Here is an 18,496-nt window from a genome sequence, read left to right as displayed (position 1 = left end):
CTCACGGGACGGAATTAAAAAAGGAATATTTGCTTTTCAAAACTACCACAGCGACCCTTTGCCGCCTCACCCCCTGACGAACCCAGGGGTGAGTTTAAGCTCACACTACGTGCTGTGGAATAGGCTCTTGCCCATGACCATGAACCACCACGGCCAACCCGGCGGGCAGCCATATCCGCGACCCTACCTGGAACCCGGCGCCAACCCCACGTGGATCGGGCGGGTGCAGCCGGGAAACTACCAACCGGCTCCAGGGAATCCTGCCTCGCTGCCCCGGCAAACATGGGCCACACCACAGGCACCTCGCAGCCGCCGGTCGTTGGGCACGCTCCCCCTGGTCATTGTTGGTGGGGTCCTTGCCCTTGCCAGCTTGATGTTGGTGCTGCCGTTCCTGCTGGGCAATACCGGGGTGACAGGCTTCGTGATCGGCTTCATTGCTTCGTTGATTCCGCTGTCCGTGGTGCTGCTGACCGTACGCCTCATCGATCGCTGGGAGCCGGAACCAAAGAGGCTGCTGTGGTTTGCCTTCACTTGGGGTGCTGCGGTGTCCATTGCCGGGACGCTGCTCATCCAGCCCCTTTTTGCCCTGGCCGCACCCACCAGCAGCGAAGAAGCTTTCACATACTTCATGGCAACAGTCCAGGCACCCATCGTCGAGGAATTCACCAAGTCGCTTGGGTTGCTGGTCTTGATCCTGGCCGCACGGAAGTACTTTGACGGACCAGTGGACGGAGTCGTCTTCGCCTTCACCATTGCCGCCGGCTTCGCGTTCACGGAGAACATCCTCTACTTTGGCCGCGAAATTGCCTCCTCTACCGATCCCGGGACGGACTTGGTCCGTATATTCATCCTCCGCGGCGTCATGTCACCCTTCGCCCACGCCGTGTTCACCGGCACCACCGGCCTGATCATGGGCTTTGCTGCGCGGAGGTGGCACAGCGGCTATGCCATCCTGGGATTCTTTATAGGTTTGCTGCCCGCGATGTTCCTGCACAACCGCTGGAACAGCATGGGCCAGAACTTCCTGGTGGAGTACTTCGTGGTCCAGGTGCCCATCTTCCTGGTGGCAGCAGTGGGCATCATCCTGCTTAGGGTCGCTGAAGGAAAACTCACGCGCCAACGCCTCCTTGAGTACGCCCGTGCCGGCTGGTTCACCCCGGCCGAGGTGGAAATGCTTGCCACTTCACGCGGCAGGCGGCAAGCAATGCGCTGGGCATCCTCACGCGGCCGTGGGAACCAGATGAAATCCTTCATCAAGGGAGCCACGGCCTTGGCGTTCACCAGGCAACGGATACTCAGCGGGCGGGACGTCCACGTTCATCAGCAGGACGAGTTGGAGCATCTCCGCAGCATCCCCGCCCTGCGGGCCGCAGTTCTCCAATAGCGGCAAAAAGGACCCGCTCCCACAGTTTCCTGTGAAGCGGGTCCTTTGAATTCAGACCTGGCGGGTACCTAAGCGAGAAGTGACGGCTTCAGCTTCTGGAGCCGGCCGAGGAGTCCATTGATAAACGCCGGGGACTCGTCCGTGGACATCGTCTTGGCGAGGGCCACGGCTTCGCTGACAGCCACGCCATCCGGAACCTCGTCATTGTAGAGAAGTTCCCACGCGCCGATCCGCAGAATGATACGGTCCACGGACGGCATCCGCTCCAGCGTCCAGCCCTGGGCGTACGTCGCCAGGAACTCGTCGATGGTTGCCTGCATGGAGACAACGCCCTCGACGATTTCCACCGTGTAGGGGTTGATGACCAAGTCAGTCTTCTCCCGGCGCGCCGTCATGGCGTCGAAAGCCGAGACGGAGCGCTGCTCCGCCTCGAAAAGTACTTCAAGAGCCCTGCTACGGGCTTTACCGCGTGCGCTCACTAGTCGTTGACCCGGCCCAAGTAGCTACCATCGCGGGTGTCGACCTTGACTTTGGTGCCCTGCTCGACGAACAGCGGAACCTGGATCTCGTAGCCGGTTTCAACGGTGGCCGGCTTGGTGCCTGCCGAGGAGCGGTCGCCCTGGAGGCCCGGCTCCGTGTAGGTGATTTCGAGGACAACGCTCGGGGGCAGTTCAATGTACAGCGGGGTGCCCTCATGAATGGCAATGTTGACCATCTGGTTTTCGAGCATGAAGTTGGTGGCGTCACCAACCGTTGCACCGGAGACGGTGATCTGGTCGTAGTCCTGGGTGTCCATGAAAACGAAGTCTTCGCCATCCTGGTACAGGTACTGGTAGTCCCGGCGGTCAACCGTAGCGGTTTCGATCTTCAGACCGGCGTTGAAGGTCTTGTCGACCACCTTGCCGGACATGACGTTGCGCATCTTGGTGCGGACAAAAGCGCCGCCCTTGCCCGGCTTGACGTGCTGGAACTCGATAATGTTCCAGAGCTGGCCCTCGAGCTTCAGTACGGTCCCGTTCTTGATGTCGTTTGTGGTTGCCACTCGTATCCTCTGGTTATCGCACTGGTTCTAGCTGCCAGCTATCTATGCCAAGCAGGCGTACCAATCGGCCCGCCAGCGCGTATTTATCAAAAATCCAAGAACCATTCTACCGGCAAATACGCCGGGGGCTTGCGGGGCATGTTCCCACGTGCGTCAGGAAGCCAGTTCCAGCACATTCCGGGCCCTCTGGAGGGCGACGGCGGAGGAATAGATCAGCGCGGCATCAGCAGCCATGGCGACGCGAAGGTCCAAGGCTTTGGCGAACTCCTCGGATGCAGCCAAGGCGTTCCCGCTGACGAAGTATGCCCGTCCCAGGTACTGGTGGACGATCGCTTCCTTCGAGCTGCCCTGGACGTCCTGCAGGAGGTGGCGGAATAACTGTATGGCACGGTCCAACCGGTTGGTGGCGCGGTGGACTTCCGCTTCGAAGATCCTGAGTCTGAACGACTCCGGATCCTTGTAGCGGGCTTCGGCCAAAAGTTCGGCTGCCTCATTGGGCTGGTTTTCCAACAGCAAGGCCATGATGCGGTCAGCGGGATCATCGGAGGCGGCAAGAGCCGTCTCCATGACTTCTTCGTTGACAATCACGGGCAGGAGGGTATCGGGGTTCGTTCTAACGCCCGGGAAGCCGGCTGTTGGCCAGTCGCTGACGCCTTCCCGCACGGCGACACTCATGATGCGATTTCCTGGTAGGCAGCAAACAGGAGGGAGGTATCGGGAACGTCCAGGATGCCAGGCTTGGCAACGCCGTCAAGGACGACAAACCGCAGAAGGTCGCCACGTGACTTCTTGTCCCTGCGCATGCCATCCAGCAAACCCTGCCAGCGGTCACGCCGGTAGGTAATGGGCAATCCCAGGCTTTCCAGGATGGTGCGGTGACGGTCTGCATCGGCATCCGACAACCGCCCCACGCTGCGCGACAACTCGGCAGCGAACATCATGCCCACTGAGACAGCTGCACCGTGGCGCCAGGAGTAGCGCTCCACGAGTTCAATGGCGTGTCCCAGCGTGTGTCCATAGTTCAGGATTTCGCGCAGGCCGGATTCCTTGAGGTCTTGTGAAACGACATCTGCCTTAACCGTGATGGCCCGCTCGATGAGTTCGCGGACTACGTCCGAGGACGGGTCCATCACTGCGCCCGTGTTCTTCTCGATCAGGTCCAGGATGGCGGGGTCAGCAATGAACCCACACTTGATGACCTCGGCCATGCCGGAGATGAGCTCGTTTTTGGGCAGCGTCTGAAGCGTGTCGAGGTCTGCCAGGACGGCAGCCGGCGGGTGGAAGGATCCCACAAGGTTCTTGCCCTCGGCGGTGTTGATGCCGGTCTTACCGCCCACTGAAGCATCTACCATGCCCAGCAGACTGGTGGGCATATGGATGACCTTGACGCCACGAAGCCATGTGGCTGCCACGAAGCCGGCCAGGTCCGTCACAGCGCCACCGCCGACCGCCACGATGGCGTCAGAGCGGGTGAAGTCGTTTTGGCCCAGCACCTGCCAACAGAAAGCAGCAACCTGGATGTGCTTTCCTTCTTCAGCGTCAGGGATCTCGGCAGTCAGCGCAGTGAAACCGGCTGATTCCAGCTCGTCGCGGACCGTGTCCCCCGTCAAGCGGAGGGCCCGGGGATGAATGACCAGGACACGCCGGACACGCTCCCCCAGCTTTTCCGGAAGGGTCCCCAAGAGTCCGCGCCCCACTACGACCTCGTAGTTTTCATTGGCGGACTGGCCAGTCACCTTGATGACAGTTGCTTCGTTACTCACTTTTCAACTTCCTCTTTCAAGGCTGCATACTGGCGCAGCCGCTCCTCCAACAGGAGGCCGATTTCCGTCACGGATCCTGAACGGACGTCCATGACGATGTCCGCGAGACGCTCGTAGACAGGACGCCTCGTAGCGAACAATGCTTCCCACCGGGTCATCGCATCACCTTTCAGCAATGGCCTGCCCGTGTTGCGCGCGATCCGATCGGCAACGGTCGCCGCGTCACATTCGAGGTATACCACCGTGCACTCTCCCAGCAGTTGCTGGGTTCCGGAGTCCAGGACCGCTCCCCCGCCCAAGGAAATGATGGCAGGTTGAACCTTGGCATTCTCGATGGACTTCGCCACTGCCCGGGCTTCAATTTCCCGGAAGGCGTGCTCTCCGCGCCCCGCGAAAATATCCGCGATACTGCCGTGGGCAGACACCACCACAGCGTCGGTGTCCACGAACGGGAGCCCCAACTGCTGGGCCAACTGCTGGCCAATGGCCGACTTTCCAACAGCCATGGGGCCCACCAGCACAACGGGACGACCGGTGCAGCCGTCCAGGATCGGGCGAACCACTACCGGCCGACCGAGTCCAGGGTGGCCGGGATGCTGTCGAGGTAGCTCTGCAGGTTGCGCTGTGTTTCGGCCACTGAGTCGCCGCCGAATTTCTCTGCGACGGCCTCGGCCAGGACCAGTGCAACCATTGCTTCGGCGACAACACCGGCCGCGGGCACCGCACAGACGTCTGAACGCTGGTGATGGGCTTTGGCGGGTTCGCCTGTGCTGACATCGATGGTGCGCAGGGCACGGGGAACGGTAGCAATCGGCTTCATGGCCGCACGCACACGCAAGACCTCGCCAATGCTCATGCCGCCCTCAATACCGCCAGCGCGGTTCGTCTGCCGAACAATTCTTCCGTCAGCGTCCTTCAGGATTTCATCGTGCGCAGCGGAACCACGGCGCGCAGCAGTAAGGAAGCCGTCACCGACCTCCACTCCCTTGATGGCCTGAATGCCCATCAGCGCAGCAGCCAGGCGGGAATCAAGGCGGCGGTCCCAGTGCACGTAGCTGCCCAGTCCCGGCGGGACTCCGTACGCCAGGACCTCAACAACGCCGCCAAGGGTTTCGCCTTCCTTGTGGGCAGCATCCACTTCAGCGACCATGGCGTCGGAGGTCTGACGGTCAAAGCAGCGCAGGGGGTCGGCGTCGAGCGCCAGGACATCCTTGGGCAGCGGCAGAGGGCGGCCCTCTGGAACAGTCACGCTGGCAATGGAAACAGTGTGGCTCACCAATTCAACGCCCAGCTGCTTGAGGAACTGCGCGGCAACGGTGCCAAGGGCCACGCGGGTGGCGGTTTCCCGGGCACTGGCACGTTCAAGCACAGGACGGGCTTCGTCGAAGCCGTATTTCTGCATGCCTGTGAAATCTGCATGTCCCGGACGCGGCCGCGTCAGGGGTGCGTTGCGGGCTTGATCAGCCAGGACCTCGGGATCCACGGGGTCAGCAGACATAATCTGCTCCCACTTGGGCCACTCGGTGTTGCCCACCTGGATGGCTACGGGGCCGCCCTGCGTCAAGCCATGACGAACGCCACCCATGATGGTGACCTCGTCTTGCTCGAACTTCATGCGGGCACCACGTCCATAGCCGAGGCGGCGACGCGCCAGGGCGTCACGGATCTGCGCGCTGGTGAGTTCAACACCGGCGGGCACGCCTTCAACAATTCCGATCAGGGCCGGACCATGGGATTCACCGGCAGTCAACCAACGCAACATATAACCAATCCTGCCATGTAAGGCTTCTAGAACACTCGCCGGGGAAGCCCGACTGAGTCGCACATCACATCTATGACGGCGGCATCCACGTCACAGCCGCTGAAGCGCCTGATCTGCTCGGCCGCCTGGTACATCAGCATCTCAAGGCCCGGGACTACGGCGCCTCCGTGACCATGCCACGCCTCAGCAAGGCGGCTGGGCCAGGGATCGTAGGCAACATCTAGCAGCACACCGGCCCCTGTTCCCGGCAACGCCGCCAACTCATCCGCCAAGGAATCGGCGGCACGCGGCGGGAATGTGGAGATCACCAGGTCGGTGCCCGCCACAGCGGTGGCTGCTTCAGTCAACGGTCTGACACGGAGGGAAATTCCGACGGCGGCTGCAGCGGCTTCCGCCTCACCGGCACGCCCTGCATCACGGACGAAGACATCCACGTGGCTGCCACCAAGTTCCTTGACAGCCGCAACGGCCGCAGCGGAGGTACCGCCGCCACCCAGGATGGCCGCGTGGGGCGTGGAAGCAACCCCGGCATACCGGACCGCCTCAACTATCCCGGCGACATCGGTGTTGTATCCAACGCGTCGCACCGCCCCGCCGTCGTGTTCAAAGACCACGGTGTTGATGACTCCCAACTGGGCGCCCGCGCCCCGGACCTCGTCAACCTCCTTGACCATGGCCGACTTCAACGGCATGGTCACTGAGAGCCCGCACCAGGAGTCATCGCCGAAGAGTGAGCCCATGAACGCTGGAAGGCCGTCCACGGTGACATCGATTGCGGAGTATTCGATGTCAACGCCCAGTTTGGCGTAGGCAGCAGTATGCAGGGCCGGTGACTTCGAATGCGAGATCGGATGCCCCAGGACTGCGGCACGACGACTCACACACACCGTCCCGGATTGGCCTGGCACCACGCGTTGTACTGCTCAACGTAGACGTTGTGCTCAGCCAGCGTCTTGGAGAACTTGGTTTCTTTGCTGTCCAGGTTGATGGTGACCCAGTACATGTAGTCGTTCTGGGTGGGTTTGGCCGCAGCATCAATGGCAGTCTTGCCCGGTGAGCCGATGGGTCCAGCCGGCAACCCAACATTGGCGTACGTGTTGTACGTATTGGACTTATCGGCCTTTTCTTCCTCCGTGAGATGGAAGGATTTCTTGCCGAGTCCGTAGGTCACCGTGGCGTCAGACTGGATCAGGCCGCTGGTTTCCACATTGTTTGGCTTGAGCCTGTTGTAGATGGCGCCGGCCACGTTTCCATAGTCCGCTTGACCGCCTTCTGCCTGCACAATACTGGCGATGGTCACGGTGTCGTACTGCTTGCCCGGTTCCGTGATTCCCTGGGACTTGAGCTCATCCAGCGTGGTAGTGGCCAACTTTTGGATGATGTCCTTGGCCGGCGTGCCGAGCGGAAAGCGGTACTCCCCCGGGGCCAGGAAGCCTTCGAGGCTCTTGGCCTTGGCCGGAATGCCGAACTGTGCCGGGGCCTGGTTGAGCGCGTTGAGTTCCTGCATGGAGATACCCGAGCCCTTGGAAATGGCTTCCAGCGACTCATTGATGCGAAGGCCCGCACTGAGGGCGAAGTACATCACCTTGGATGCGTCCTTGTTGACCAGGACATCCACGGCGTCGGAATTCTTCATCTCGGTACGGAAGGTGAACTCGCCCGGGGACAATTCACCGCCGTCATTGAGGAATTCCTTAACGAAGGCATCGGCGTCAGCCACCACTTTGTTCTCGACGAGTGCTACGGCCACAGCTTTCGGTCCGGAACCTTCGGGCACGGTGATATTGACCGAGCCTGTACCTGGGCCCGGATAGTCAGTGACCTTGTCCATGCCCAGCAAGGGCTTGAGGAACTGGGCCCCGATGGCTATGGCGGCAACGAAGACACCCAGCGTGATCATCAGGGCAAGGACACGACGACGGCGGCGGGCCTTCTTGACCGCTGCCTTGGCGGAAGCCGTCTGCTCCACAGGCGCGATGAGGTCGTGGTGGTGCTCTTCATGGTGAAGACCATCGACGAAGTGTTCACCATGGTGAAGCCCATCCGCGTGGTGCTCTTCATGGTGAAGACCATCCGCGTGGTGCTCTTCATGTAGATCGGCGTGGGGCCCATGCCCGGCCACGTCGTGCGTGTTGTCAAAATCCGCATGCCCGGGGTGGTGATGTCCTTCCACCTCGTGGGCTTCTGCGCCGTCCAGGTGATTCCCGCCATGATCCGGTTCAGCTGAGTGTGCGTCCCCCGGAGTCTCAACGGACGGCAATTCGTCATTGGACGTCTGGGGTGGCTCGTCAACATGAACCGGCGCTGAAGACACCGGTTGCGCGGCGGGAATGGGAGGAGTAGCAGGTTTTGACACGGGAACGGGTGGAGCAGCCGGCACAGGCGGCGCAACCGGCGCGTGGGGCACTGCGGGAACAGGACTGGGCAGTTCAGGCTCACGGTCTGCGGAAGCAGCGGCTTCCCCGGGGGTCGCTTCGGGAACGGGTACGACGTTTTGGTTCTGCGTGGCGAGGAATCGTTCCCGCGCCCGCAGCTCTTTGCGGGTCAGCGGCATACCGCCGCCGGCGGTACCGCTGGAGGGGTCGTTGTTGACCGGGCTCACAGTTGCAGTCCCCTCGTAGAAGAATCGGGTTCACTGCCGGAGGCAGCCCGCAGCGTTGGGGCACTGCTGGACTTATCGGATTGCGCCGGTGCCTGCACTCGGCGGCCAACGTCCGTTCCTCTGGCTTTTTGCATGTCAATTGCGTGCTGCAGTATTCCAGCAGCGGCAACCTGATCAACCACTTTACGGTGGTTCCTGCTGCTCATGCCAGCTTGGTGCAGGTTGCGGTGTGCCGTCACGGTCGAAAGCCGCTCGTCAACAAGGCTCACGGGGATATCCAAACCGGCCCGCACCAGCTCGTTGGCGACGAGCTCGGCGTACGCGGTGGCCATGTCTGCAGAGGCACGTTCCTCACCCTTCATGGTGCGCGGAAGGCCCACAAAGATCTGCACTGCAGGCAGTTCAGCCGCGTGCTTGACCAGCAAGCGGACGTCGGAGTTCTTCTTGGTGTCGCGTGCAAGAGTTTTGAAGGGTGTGGCCAGAATTCCGTCGGGATCGCAGATGGACACGCCCACCCGGACGGTGCCGACGTCTACCCCCAGCTTGATGCCCCGGGGGTAGACGTTGTCGTTAGTACTTGCAGCCACCGTCAGCGCTTGGCTATCGCATCCACCACCGCTGTGAGGGCCTCAGAGACCTTCCCAGCGTCGGCGCCGCCGCCTTGGGCGACGTCGTCCTTGCCGCCACCGCCACCGCCCAGGATGCCGGCAGCCAGGCGAACCAGCGCACCGGCCTTCACGCCGGCTTCGCGGGCGGCCTCGTTGGTGGCAATGAGGATCACCGGGCGGTCATTGCTGACGCCGGCAACAGCTACCGTGGCAGCCTCCGAGCCGAGGCGGCTTCGGAGGTCCAAGGCGAGGTTACGGAGATCGTCGGCTCCGCCGACCTGACCGGCGTCGTGGGCTACTACGCGCACACCCGCAGCGTCCCTTGCAGTGCCCACCAGGTTTGCGGCAGCAGCGGCCAGCTGCTCCTTGCGGAGGCGGTCGAGTTCCTTCTCCGTTGCCTTCAGCTTGCTCAGCGTGCTGGAAATGCGGTCGGCAAGTTGCCCGGAGGGAACCTTCAGGAGTTCTGTGAGCTCATTCACCAAGGCCCGCTCGGCGGCCAGGTGACGGAATGCGTCCAGGCCGACGAAGGCTTCCACGCGGCGGTTTCCGGAGCCAACGGACTGCTCTCCCAGCAGCGAAAGGCTACCGATGAGGGAGGTGTTGGACACGTGCGTGCCACCACACAGTTCGCGGGACCACGCGCCGTCGATCTCCACGACCCGCACTTCGCTGCCGTAGTTTTCGCCGAACAGTGCCATGGCACCAAGCGCTTTGGCTTCAGCAAGCCCCATCACCTTGGTGTCTACCCGGAAATTGTTCCGAATGGCGATGTTGGAGACCTCTTCGATTTCGGACCGCGTCGCGGTGCTCAGACCCTCACCCCAGGCGAAGTCGAAACGCAGGTAGCCCGCTTTGTTGTAGGAACCGCGCTGGGTAGCTTCAGGGCCCAGGATTTGATGCAGGGCGGCGTGCACGATGTGCGTGCCGGTGTGGGCTTGCTCGGCTGCGTGGCGACGTTCGCGGTCGACGGCGGCGCGCACCAACGCATCGGAGGCAATCTCGCCTTCGCGGACAATCGCCTTGTGCACGCTCAAGCCCTTGATGGGCCGCTGAACGTCCAGGACCTCCACCACGAAGCCATCGCCGGTGATGAGGCCGGTGTCAGCGGACTGGCCACCGGCTTCGGCGTAGAACGGGGTTTCGTTGAGGACCAGCTCAATCTCGTCGCCGGTGGAGGCATGCCCCACAGCACGGCCACCGCTGACAATGCCGCGGACCGTGGATTCGCCCTCAAGTTCGTCATAGCCCGTGAAGACGGTCTCGCCCTTGCCCAGGAGTTCCTGGTAGGCGCTGAGGTCCGCGTGGCCACCCTTCTTACCCTTGGCATCAGCCTGCGCACGTTGGCGCTGCTCGAGCATGAGTGAGCGGAAACCTGCTTCGTCCACCTTGAGGCCGGCCTCTTCTGCCATTTCCAGCGTCAGGTCGATCGGGAAGCCATAGGTGTCGTGCAGGGCAAAGGCGTCGGCACCCGAAAGGGGAATACCGGCGGCCTTGGACTCAGCTACTGCATCTTCCAGGCGGGCCGTGCCGGAAGCAATAGTGCGCAGGAACGCCTTTTCTTCGGCGTAGGCAATACGGCTGATTCGGGCAAAGTCGGTTTCCACCACGGGGTAGACGCCCTTCATGGCGTCACGGGAAGCGGGAAGAAGGTCCGGCAGGCAGGCCCTTTCGACGCCGAGCAGCCGCATGGCGCGGACTGCGCGTCGAATGAGGCGCCGCAGCACATAGCCACGGCCTTCGTTTGACGGCGAAACACCATCAGCAATCAGCATCAGGGCGGAACGAATGTGGTCGCCCACGACGCGCATGCGGACATCGTCCGTGTGGTGCGGGTCCTCCGGGGACTCCGCCGAGGTGTATTCACGGCCGGACAGTTCGGCTGCCTTGTCGATGACCGGGCGGACCTGGTCGGTTTCGTACATGTTCTCGACGCCCTGGAGGATCATCGCGAGACGCTCCATGCCCAGGCCGGTGTCGATGTTCTTCTGCGGGAGCTCTCCCACGATGTCGAAGTCAACCTTGGAACGGACATTCTCGATCTGGTACTGCATGAACACGAGGTTCCAGATCTCGATGTACCGGGTCTCATCGGCCAGCGGGCCGCCTTCGATGCCGTAGGCGGGGCCGCGATCGTAGTAGATCTCCGAGCAGGGACCGGCAGGGCCCGGCTGGCCGGTGGACCAGTAGTTGTCGGCTTTGCCCATGCGCTGGATGCGTTCAGCGGGGATACCGGTGTTCTTGAGCCAGAGTTCCTTGGCTTCGTCGTCTTCTTCGTAGACGGTCACCCAGAGGCGCTCGGCGGGAAGCCCGTAGCCGCCGTCGTCAACGCTTGTGGTGAGCAGCTCGAAAGCGAACTTGATGGCGTCTTCCTTGAAGTAGTCGCCAAAGGAGAAGTTGCCGCACATTTGGAAGAACGTCCCGTGGCGGGCCGTCTTTCCCACTTCCTCGATGTCTCCGGTGCGGATGCATTTCTGGACGCTCGTGGCACGGCTGTACGGGGGTTCTTCGCGCGCAGTCAGGTACGGAATGAACGGCACCATTCCGGCGACGGTGAAGAGAAGGGACGGGTCGCTGGAAACGAGCGACGCGGAGGGAACGGCGGTGTGGCCCTTGCTGACAAAAAAGTCCACCCAGCGTTTGGTGATCTCCTGCGACTTCATTAGCTGATTACTTACCCTTCTCAAATCCACTGCACGTCATGTGCGCGGTACCGGCTGGTGCCGTTCCGCAGTTTTCCATTCTGCCCTGTTGCGGGCGTGGGAGCGAACCGCTCCGCTATCGGCGGCCGGCTCCGGCGTCGTCAATACCCAACGCCGCCCTAAGGTCCTCTTCCCGTTGGTGCATGCCTGTCCGGACCGCGTCGGCGAAATCGAACAAGCCGTCAGCCATCCGGCCCACGGCACGGTTCAAGCCATCAGGACCGATGTTCGCCTGGGCCTCAGTGATCTTTCGGAAGGCAATGACGCCGATGGCGACGCCGATGCCCATCCACACAATTCTTTTCATGGGTTTCTCTTTTCCCTATATCTACGACCGCGGAGGTCAGCGGCTGCGGCGGCCGGAGGAAGGGCCGCGACGTCCGGCGAAAGCCGAGCGCACGCCATAGCTGAACGCAGCCACCTTGATCAAGGGAGAGCCCACCGTGGCCGCCACCAGCGAGGACAACGCGGAGATGTTGGCCGAGGCGTCGGAGACGTTGGAGGCGATCCCGTCAACCTTCTTCAGCTGCTGGTTGGTGGTGGAAACCGTAGCGGTCACTTCATCCATCAAGGGCGTTGCGCCGTCACTGATGGACCGGATGGAGGTCCGGACCTCGTCGAACACGCCACCCAGCTTCAAGATTGGCACAGCCAACAACAACACAAGGAGCGCGAAGACTCCTGCTGCGATGAGGCCGGCGATGTCGCCACCAGACATAGAACTCTTCTCCTAGGGTTGTTGCATTGCCCTGCACCAGCCGTCGAACGGCTTTGGACAAGGCCTCCCCAGTACCTTACCCACTTTGGACCGGTACCTTACATACAAAGAAGCCCGCGGCATGTGCCACGGGCTTCTTTGTATGCGCTGCTTGAATTTAGCGAGCGTAGAATTCGACGACGAGCTGCTCTTCGCAGATCACGGGGACCTCAGAGCGCTTGGGGCGACGAACCAGGCGTGCCTGCAGGGCGTCGATCTTGACGTCCAGGTATGCCGGCACGTTGTTCAGAACGTGTGCGCCTGCAGCTGCCACCTGGAACGGGGGCATGACCTCGGAGCGGCTGTGAACGTGGATGAGCTGGCCTTCACCAACGCGGAAGGACGGGCGGTCCACGCGGATGCCGTCAACCATGATGTGGCGGTGCACAACCAGCTGGCGGGCCTGTGCGATGGTGCGGGCGAAGCCTGCACGGAGCACGAGGGCGTCCAGACGCATTTCGAGCAGCTCAACCAGGTTTTCACCGGTCAGGCCCTTGGTGCGGCGTGCTTCTTCGAAGGCACGGGTCATCTGGGCTTCGCGGATGCCGTACTGGGCGCGCAGACGCTGCTTTTCGCGCAGACGTACGGCGTAGTCGGAGTCCTGCTTCTTGCGGGCACGGCCATGCTCACCGGGGCCGTACGGGCGGCGCTCCATGTACTTGGCGGCCTTGGGGGTCAGAGCGATGCCGAGTGCACGCGAAAGGCGTGCGGTACGGCGAGCACGAGTGTTGTTAGCCACTTGTGTCCTTCCAATTACTGCGGTGTGTCAGTGTTACTGGCCTCCATCAGGGAGAGCATCGGCCAACCGCTGCCTCTTGCTACTAGCCCGGGCGCACAGCACTGTTGAAGGAATCTTCAGTGGGATTGTGCGTCGGGCCATGCCAGACAAGGATCAATCGTACCATGCACAACGTGGTTGACGCCCTGTGGCCCTTCGAGTGGGACGGGTGCCATTGCCTACTCCCCGCGCACTATCTTGCGGAGCCGTTCCAGCCTGGCGGCAATGTCCCGTTCGGCACCGTTATTGGTGGGCTGGTAGTAGTCCTTCCCCACCAAATCGTCGGGCGGGTATTGCTGGGTTGCCACACCGTGCGGTTCGTCGTGGGCGTACTTGTAGCTCTTGCCATGCCCCAATTGCTTTGCACCGGGGTAGTGCGCATCCCGCAAGTGCATGGGAATGCCGCCGCCAAACCCTGCCCTGACATCGGCCACCGCTTTGTTCAAGCCCATGTACGCGGCATTGGATTTAGGCGCGGTAGCCAAATGGACCACAGCTTCGGCGAGGACGATCCGCCCCTCCGGCATGCCGATCAACTGCACCGCCTGGGCCGCCGCCACTGCCGTCTGCAGCGCCGTGGGATCGGCCATTCCAATGTCTTCAGCGGCGGAAATCACGATGCGTCGTGCAACGAACCGTGGATCTTCGCCCGCTTCAAGCATGCGGGCCAGGTAATGCAGGGCGGCATCGACATCCGAGCCACGGATGGATTTGATGAAAGCACTGGCGACGTCGTAATGCTGGTCCCCGGCACGGTCATAGCGAACCGCCGCGGCGTCCAAGGCACGCTCGGTATGCCGCAGTTCCACCAGCACCGGAGCGTCAGGGGAGCCGTCGTAGGCGAGGCCCGGTTCGCCGTCGTCGTTGGTTGCTTCAGCGTCGACGGATTCTCCAGCGTCGCGGTCATCCCCCGGCACGGCACTGGTACCGTCCGGTTCGGAAGGCCCGACGGCGGTACTGTCACCGAACGCGACCCCGGCAGCGGCTTCCAGCGCGGTCAACGCCCTGCGGGCATCGCCGCCGGAGAGGCGCACCAAGTGGTCCAGCGCCTCCGGGCTGAGCTCCACGCGTCCGGCAAGGCCGCGGGCATCGGCGACGGCCCGTTGCAGCAGTCCCCCAATGTCGTCATCGGTGAGCGGCTTCAGCGTCAGCAGCAGCGACCTCGACAACAGGGGCGACACCACTGAGAATGATGGGTTTTCCGTGGTGGCGGCGACGAGCACCACCCAGCGGTTCTCGACACCCGGTAGCAGGGCGTCCTGCTGGGCTTTGTTAAAGCGATGGATTTCGTCCAGGAAGAGGACGGTGGTTTTCTTATAGAGATCGCGGGCCGTCAAGGCCTCATCCATGACGCGCCGGACATCTTTGACGCCTGCGGTGATCGCAGACAATTCCACGAACTTCCTTCCGGGACCCCGCGCGATCACATGGGCCAGCGTGGTTTTGCCCGTTCCTGGAGGCCCCCAAAGGATCACAGAGCTCGGTCCGGCGGGACCGGCAGCTTCGGCCCCGGCTGCCAACTGCCGCAGCGGTGAACCATGACCCAACAGGTGCTGCTGCCCCACGACGTCGTCCAAAGTGCGGGGGCGCATCCGCACTGCCAAGGGACTACGCTGAGACGCCATCCAGTGTGCGTCGGAAGGCCCCCCGTGGGAATGCGGCGTGGCCGGCAGTTCCTCCGACTCGTCGTCGTTGTCAGCACCGGCACCAAAGAGATCTTCCACATGGATAGGCTACTCATAGTTCCAGCAAAGGAGACATCAGCCATGGACCGCCGAGCATCTGCCCCGCGCCACCAGGCCATCCGGACCGCCCTGGTGTCCGCCACCAGGTTGCAGGGTTGGGTGGAACGGTTCGCGGCCAGCCACGGTCCCGTGGTGGAAGACCTCGACGACGGCGGCCTCCTCCTGCGCGCAGCCGACGGAGCCACCGCGCTGCTGAGGGCGCCATGGCCGTCGGACGGACGCCCAGGCCGAGGGGGCAGCGAACTCCACCGCCTCGCCTCGCTGGCCGCCCAGGAGCGGGGGCTGGGCCTGGTGCTGGTCCGGCGCGGCGGTTATGCCGTGGCCTCGGCCAGCGGCACCACTATCCTCGCCTCGAAGAGCGGCAACCGCTTCATCGATGCCAGATCCACGGCGGAACATGCGGCCAGGATCTTCACGGGGCACCGGATGGAGTACATCGTTCCCGGCGGAGACAGGGCCTTAGTGGATCAGGTCCTTGCGCAGCCGGTCCTCAAGGCGTACACAAGCCGCGCACGGCTGGCATTCCTGGACATCCAGGAGATCAAATCCGCGGCCCTGCAAAAAGCGGCAGCAGACGCCTGCTCGATCCGGATCACGGTGACCGATCCGGATCCGGCGGGTTAGCAGCCTCCAAGGGCACGTTTCAGGGGCGCCTGCCGGTACTCGTAGCTGCCGTTGTCCATGAATCCAGCCTGTGTGTACAGCGACTGTGCCCCGTGGTTGGCGGCCGTGACCAAAAGCCAGACCCCCTTCAGATCCCGCCCAGCGCCGGCATGCAGCAACGCGGCCAGTACCTGGGCGGCGTATCCGCGCCGGCGGTGCCCGGCAGAGGTCGCCATGCCGTAGATACCGCCCCAGCCATCAACCAGGGCGAGGCGCCCGACGGCGGCGGGGACGCCGTCGTCGTCCCTCACCATGGCGTACAGCGCCGGGCAGGCGGTGAGGATCCTGTGGGCGACGGACACTTCGGCCTCACCGCCGCGGCCATCGACGGACCACCAGAGACGGAGCCATTCCTCAGAAGGCAGTTCGAGCATCTCCACCTTCGGCGGACAGGGCGGCACGTCGTCCAGGCTGCGGAGCATGATCTTCGTTTCGGACTGCCGGGTGAAGCGCCGGCGGTCCAGGACATCGTTGAGGGCCGCGCTGCGGCAGTCATCGAACACTTGGAAAATCAACGGCAGGCGGCGGCGCCTGTACCACTCCGAGGCGGCGTTGACGGATCGCTCAAGGTCAGCGGCAGACTCCAGGCCTGTGGCTACTGCATGACCGTCCGCACTATATGCCGGATTGGCCGGCCACACAGAATTAGCCCGCTGTGTCACCCCGTTCGAAGCACGGAGCACCCACTTCATTGCGCCTTCGCCAACAAGGTCTTCACGCTCAAGGGCCGGCCAGGCCTTGTCCATGAGCGTTTCCAGGAAAGTTTGCTCCAGCATCCAGCAGCACCTTTCGTTGAGGGAGTCTTCGGGTGAAACGCCAAAGGCCCCCCACCGGAGTGGAGAGCCTTTGGTGACCGTTTAGACGGTGGTGGTTTCCGGCTTGGCTGCAGGTTTGGCTTCGGGCTTGAAGTCGACGCCTGCTTCCTTGCGCTGCTGCGGGGTGATCGGTGCAGGAGCGGCCGTCAGGGGATCATAGCCGTTGCCCGACTTCGGGAACGCAATGACGTCGCGGATGGACTCCACACCGGCGAGCAAGGCCACAACGCGGTCCCAGCCGAGGGCCATTCCGCCGTGCGGAGGGGCGCCGTACTTGAAACCTTCCAGCAGGAAGCCGAACTTGGTTTCGGCGTCTTCCTTGTCCAGCCCCATGAGCTGGAAGACCCGTTCCTGTACTTCGCGCTGGTGGATACGGATGGAACCGCCACCGATCTCGTTGCCGTTGCAGACGATGTCATAGGCGTACGACAGTGCGGATTCAGGGTCTTGATCGAAGGTGTCCAGGAACTCCGGCTTGGGCGAGGTGAACGCGTGGTGCACTGCCGTCCACTGTCCTCCACCCACAGCTACGTCACCGGAAGCGACGGCCGCGGCGGCGGGCTCGAACATGGGAGCATCGACGATCCAGACAAACGCCCAGTCGTTGGGGTCGATCAGGCCGGTACGGTGACCGATTTCAACGCGGGCAGCACCCAGCAGGGCGCGTGCCGCCGACTTCTCACCGGCGGCGAAGAAGATGCAGTCACCAGGCTTGGCGCCCACGGCGTCCGCCAGTCCGGCCCGCTCGCCTTCCGTGAGGTTCTTGGCAACGGGGCCAGCGAGCTCGCCGTCCTCCTTGAAGAGCACGTAGGCAAGGCCCTTGTGTCCGCGCTGCTTGGCGAATTCCTGCCAGCCGTCCAGCGTACGGCGGGGCTGCGAAGCTCCGCCGGGCATGACCACTGCGCCGACGTACGGTGCCTTGAACACGCCGAAGTTGGTGTCCTTAAAGAAGTCCGTAAGCTCAGTCAGCTCCACGCCGAAGCGCAGGTCCGGCTTGTCCGAGCCATACTTGGCCATGGCATCCAGGTACGTCATGCGGCGGATCGGGGTGGGGATCTCGACGTCGATGAGCTGCCACAGCGCCTTGACGATTGCCTCGCCCAGCTCAATGACATCGTCCTGGTCCACGAAACTGGCTTCGATGTCGAGCTGGGTGAACTCCGGCTGGCGGTCCGCACGGAAGTCCTCGTCACGGTAGCAGCGGGCAATCTGGTAGTACTTCTCAAAGCCGCCCACCTGGAGCAGCTGCTTGAAAAGCTGCGGCGACTGCGGCAGGGCATACCAGGAACCCGGCGCCAAGCGTGCCGGGACAACGAAGTCGCGGGCGCCTTCCGGCGTCGAACGCGTCAGCGTGGGCGTCTCAATTTCGACGTAGCCGCGCTGGTGCAGCAGCTCGCGGGCCACACGGTTGGCCTCCGAACGCAGGCGCATGTTGCGGGCGGGGCCGGGACGGCGAAGGTCCAGGTAACGGTGCTTAAGGCGTGCTTCCTCGCCAACTTCAACGTGTTCGTCGATCTGGAACGGAAGCGGCTCAGAGGTGTTGAGGATGACCACCTTGTCGGCGATCACCTCGATGTCACCCGTCGCCAGAGCCGGGTTTTCGTTGCCTTCGGGACGCTTGTTGACGGTACCCGTCACCTGCAGGACGTACTCGTTCCGCAGGCCATGGAAGACCTCTTCCTCACGGACTACCACCTGGGCGACACCGGACGCGTCACGCAGGTCAACGAATGCAACGCCACCGTGATCACGGCGGCGGCCCACCCAGCCGGCCAGGGTAACGGTTTGTCCAATGTGCTCGGAGCGAAGTGATCCGAGGTCATGTGTGCGCAGCACAGCATTCCTTTCAGCATGAAATTTATAGGGACCGCTGCAATG

General features: G+C 62.9%; 18 protein-coding genes. 2 read left to right on the top strand and 16 right to left on the bottom strand.

Going from position 1 to position 18,496, the window contains the following annotated elements:
• Window positions 1–88: 88 nt before the first annotated feature.
• Window positions 89–1,384 (top strand): PrsW family intramembrane metalloprotease, encoded by a 1,296-nt coding sequence (locus tag ABIE35_RS06105; protein ID WP_354513270.1) that lies wholly within the window; start codon window positions 89–91, stop codon window positions 1,382–1,384.
• A gap of 68 nt (window positions 1,385–1,452) precedes the next feature.
• On the opposite strand, the gene nusB is transcribed toward ABIE35_RS06105, so the two are convergent.
• From nusB to ABIE35_RS06035, 14 genes are all read right to left on the bottom strand, one after another.
• Window positions 1,453–1,863 carry a transcription antitermination factor NusB gene (nusB, locus tag ABIE35_RS06100; protein WP_089595229.1) on the bottom strand — a complete coding sequence of 137 codons (411 nt, stop codon included), beginning with the start codon at window positions 1,861–1,863 and terminating at the stop codon, window positions 1,453–1,455.
• Window positions 1,863–2,426 carry an elongation factor P gene (gene efp / locus ABIE35_RS06095; RefSeq protein WP_011774957.1) on the bottom strand — a complete coding sequence of 188 codons (564 nt, stop codon included), beginning with the start codon at window positions 2,424–2,426 and terminating at the stop codon, window positions 1,863–1,865. The genes nusB and efp overlap by 1 nt, the downstream gene beginning before the upstream one ends.
• Before the next feature lie 153 nt (window positions 2,427–2,579).
• Window positions 2,580–3,101 (bottom strand): tetratricopeptide repeat protein, encoded by a 522-nt coding sequence (locus tag ABIE35_RS06090; protein ID WP_089595231.1) that lies wholly within the window; start codon window positions 3,099–3,101, stop codon window positions 2,580–2,582.
• Window positions 3,098–4,189 carry a 3-dehydroquinate synthase gene (gene aroB, locus ABIE35_RS06085; protein ID WP_354513267.1) on the bottom strand — a complete coding sequence of 364 codons (1,092 nt, stop codon included), beginning with the start codon at window positions 4,187–4,189 and terminating at the stop codon, window positions 3,098–3,100. The genes ABIE35_RS06090 and aroB overlap by 4 nt, the downstream gene beginning before the upstream one ends.
• Window positions 4,186–4,752, bottom strand: coding sequence for a shikimate kinase (locus tag ABIE35_RS06080; protein WP_502921365.1), 567 nt, complete (start codon window positions 4,750–4,752; stop codon window positions 4,186–4,188). Before ABIE35_RS06080 ends, aroB begins: the two co-directional genes overlap by 4 nt.
• A complete protein-coding gene (gene aroC / locus ABIE35_RS06075; protein ID WP_354513263.1) occupies window positions 4,752–5,951 on the bottom strand; it encodes a chorismate synthase in 1,200 nt (399 codons plus the stop codon). The genes ABIE35_RS06080 and aroC overlap by 1 nt, the downstream gene beginning before the upstream one ends.
• A gap of 26 nt (window positions 5,952–5,977) precedes the next feature.
• Entirely contained in the window at window positions 5,978–6,832 is an 855-nt protein-coding gene (locus tag ABIE35_RS06070; RefSeq protein ID WP_354513261.1) for a shikimate dehydrogenase, read from the bottom strand.
• Window positions 6,829–8,553 carry an endolytic transglycosylase MltG gene (gene mltG / locus ABIE35_RS06065; RefSeq protein ID WP_354513259.1) on the bottom strand — a complete coding sequence of 575 codons (1,725 nt, stop codon included), beginning with the start codon at window positions 8,551–8,553 and terminating at the stop codon, window positions 6,829–6,831. Before mltG ends, ABIE35_RS06070 begins: the two co-directional genes overlap by 4 nt.
• Window positions 8,550–9,140 carry a Holliday junction resolvase RuvX gene (gene ruvX / locus ABIE35_RS06060; protein ID WP_354513258.1) on the bottom strand — a complete coding sequence of 197 codons (591 nt, stop codon included), beginning with the start codon at window positions 9,138–9,140 and terminating at the stop codon, window positions 8,550–8,552. Before ruvX ends, mltG begins: the two co-directional genes overlap by 4 nt.
• Window positions 9,141–9,142: 2 nt before the next feature.
• Window positions 9,143–11,821 (bottom strand): alanine--tRNA ligase, encoded by a 2,679-nt coding sequence (gene alaS, locus ABIE35_RS06055; RefSeq protein ID WP_354513256.1) that lies wholly within the window; start codon window positions 11,819–11,821, stop codon window positions 9,143–9,145.
• Window positions 11,822–11,936: 115 nt separating this feature from the next.
• Window positions 11,937–12,167 carry a hypothetical protein gene (locus ABIE35_RS06050; protein WP_026540817.1) on the bottom strand — a complete coding sequence of 77 codons (231 nt, stop codon included), beginning with the start codon at window positions 12,165–12,167 and terminating at the stop codon, window positions 11,937–11,939.
• Window positions 12,168–12,203: 36 nt separating this feature from the next.
• Entirely contained in the window at window positions 12,204–12,578 is a 375-nt protein-coding gene (locus ABIE35_RS06045; RefSeq protein WP_089595238.1) for a DUF948 domain-containing protein, read from the bottom strand.
• 157 nt (window positions 12,579–12,735) lie between these two features.
• Window positions 12,736–13,356 (bottom strand): 30S ribosomal protein S4, encoded by a 621-nt coding sequence (gene rpsD, locus ABIE35_RS06040; RefSeq protein ID WP_011774968.1) that lies wholly within the window; start codon window positions 13,354–13,356, stop codon window positions 12,736–12,738.
• Window positions 13,357–13,574: 218 nt separating this feature from the next.
• Window positions 13,575–15,119: a replication-associated recombination protein A gene (locus ABIE35_RS06035; protein ID WP_354513254.1), complete on the bottom strand. Its 1,545-nt coding sequence runs from the start codon at window positions 15,117–15,119 to the stop codon at window positions 13,575–13,577.
• Between the two features lie 42 nt (window positions 15,120–15,161).
• On the opposite strand from ABIE35_RS06035, the gene ABIE35_RS06030 reads away from it, so the two are divergent.
• Window positions 15,162–15,764 carry a Vms1/Ankzf1 family peptidyl-tRNA hydrolase gene (locus ABIE35_RS06030; RefSeq protein ID WP_354513252.1) on the top strand — a complete coding sequence of 201 codons (603 nt, stop codon included), beginning with the start codon at window positions 15,162–15,164 and terminating at the stop codon, window positions 15,762–15,764.
• On the opposite strand, the gene ABIE35_RS06025 is transcribed toward ABIE35_RS06030, so the two are convergent.
• Entirely contained in the window at window positions 15,761–16,579 is an 819-nt protein-coding gene (locus ABIE35_RS06025; RefSeq protein WP_354513250.1) for a GNAT family N-acetyltransferase, read from the bottom strand. The genes ABIE35_RS06030 and ABIE35_RS06025 overlap by 4 nt on opposite strands.
• Before the next feature lie 81 nt (window positions 16,580–16,660).
• Entirely contained in the window at window positions 16,661–18,454 is a 1,794-nt protein-coding gene (gene aspS, locus ABIE35_RS06020) for an aspartate--tRNA ligase (protein WP_354513248.1), read from the bottom strand.
• Window positions 18,455–18,496 lie beyond the last annotated feature (42 nt).

Source organism: Paenarthrobacter sp. 4246 (assembly GCF_040546855.1).
Taxonomy (GTDB): domain Bacteria; phylum Actinomycetota; class Actinomycetes; order Actinomycetales; family Micrococcaceae; genus Arthrobacter.
The sequence above is the reverse complement of the archived record's forward strand: the minus strand, read 5'-3'. Positions and strand labels throughout refer to the sequence as shown.

Coding starts and splice junctions, on each gene's coding strand:
- ABIE35_RS06090 (WP_089595231.1), bottom strand. CDS start 3,101: ATGAGTGTCGCCGTGCGGGAAGGCGTCAGCGACTGGCCAACAGCCGGC.
- aroC (WP_354513263.1), bottom strand. CDS start 5,951: ATGTTGCGTTGGTTGACTGCCGGTGAATCCCATGGTCCGGCCCTGATC.
- alaS (WP_354513256.1), bottom strand. CDS start 11,821: ATGAAGTCGCAGGAGATCACCAAACGCTGGGTGGACTTTTTTGTCAGC.
- ABIE35_RS06050 (WP_026540817.1), bottom strand. CDS start 12,167: ATGAAAAGAATTGTGTGGATGGGCATCGGCGTCGCCATCGGCGTCATT.
- ABIE35_RS06045 (WP_089595238.1), bottom strand. CDS start 12,578: ATGTCTGGTGGCGACATCGCCGGCCTCATCGCAGCAGGAGTCTTCGCG.
- ABIE35_RS06030 (WP_354513252.1), top strand. CDS start 15,162: ATGGACCGCCGAGCATCTGCCCCGCGCCACCAGGCCATCCGGACCGCC.
- ABIE35_RS06025 (WP_354513250.1), bottom strand. CDS start 16,579: ATGCTGGAGCAAACTTTCCTGGAAACGCTCATGGACAAGGCCTGGCCG.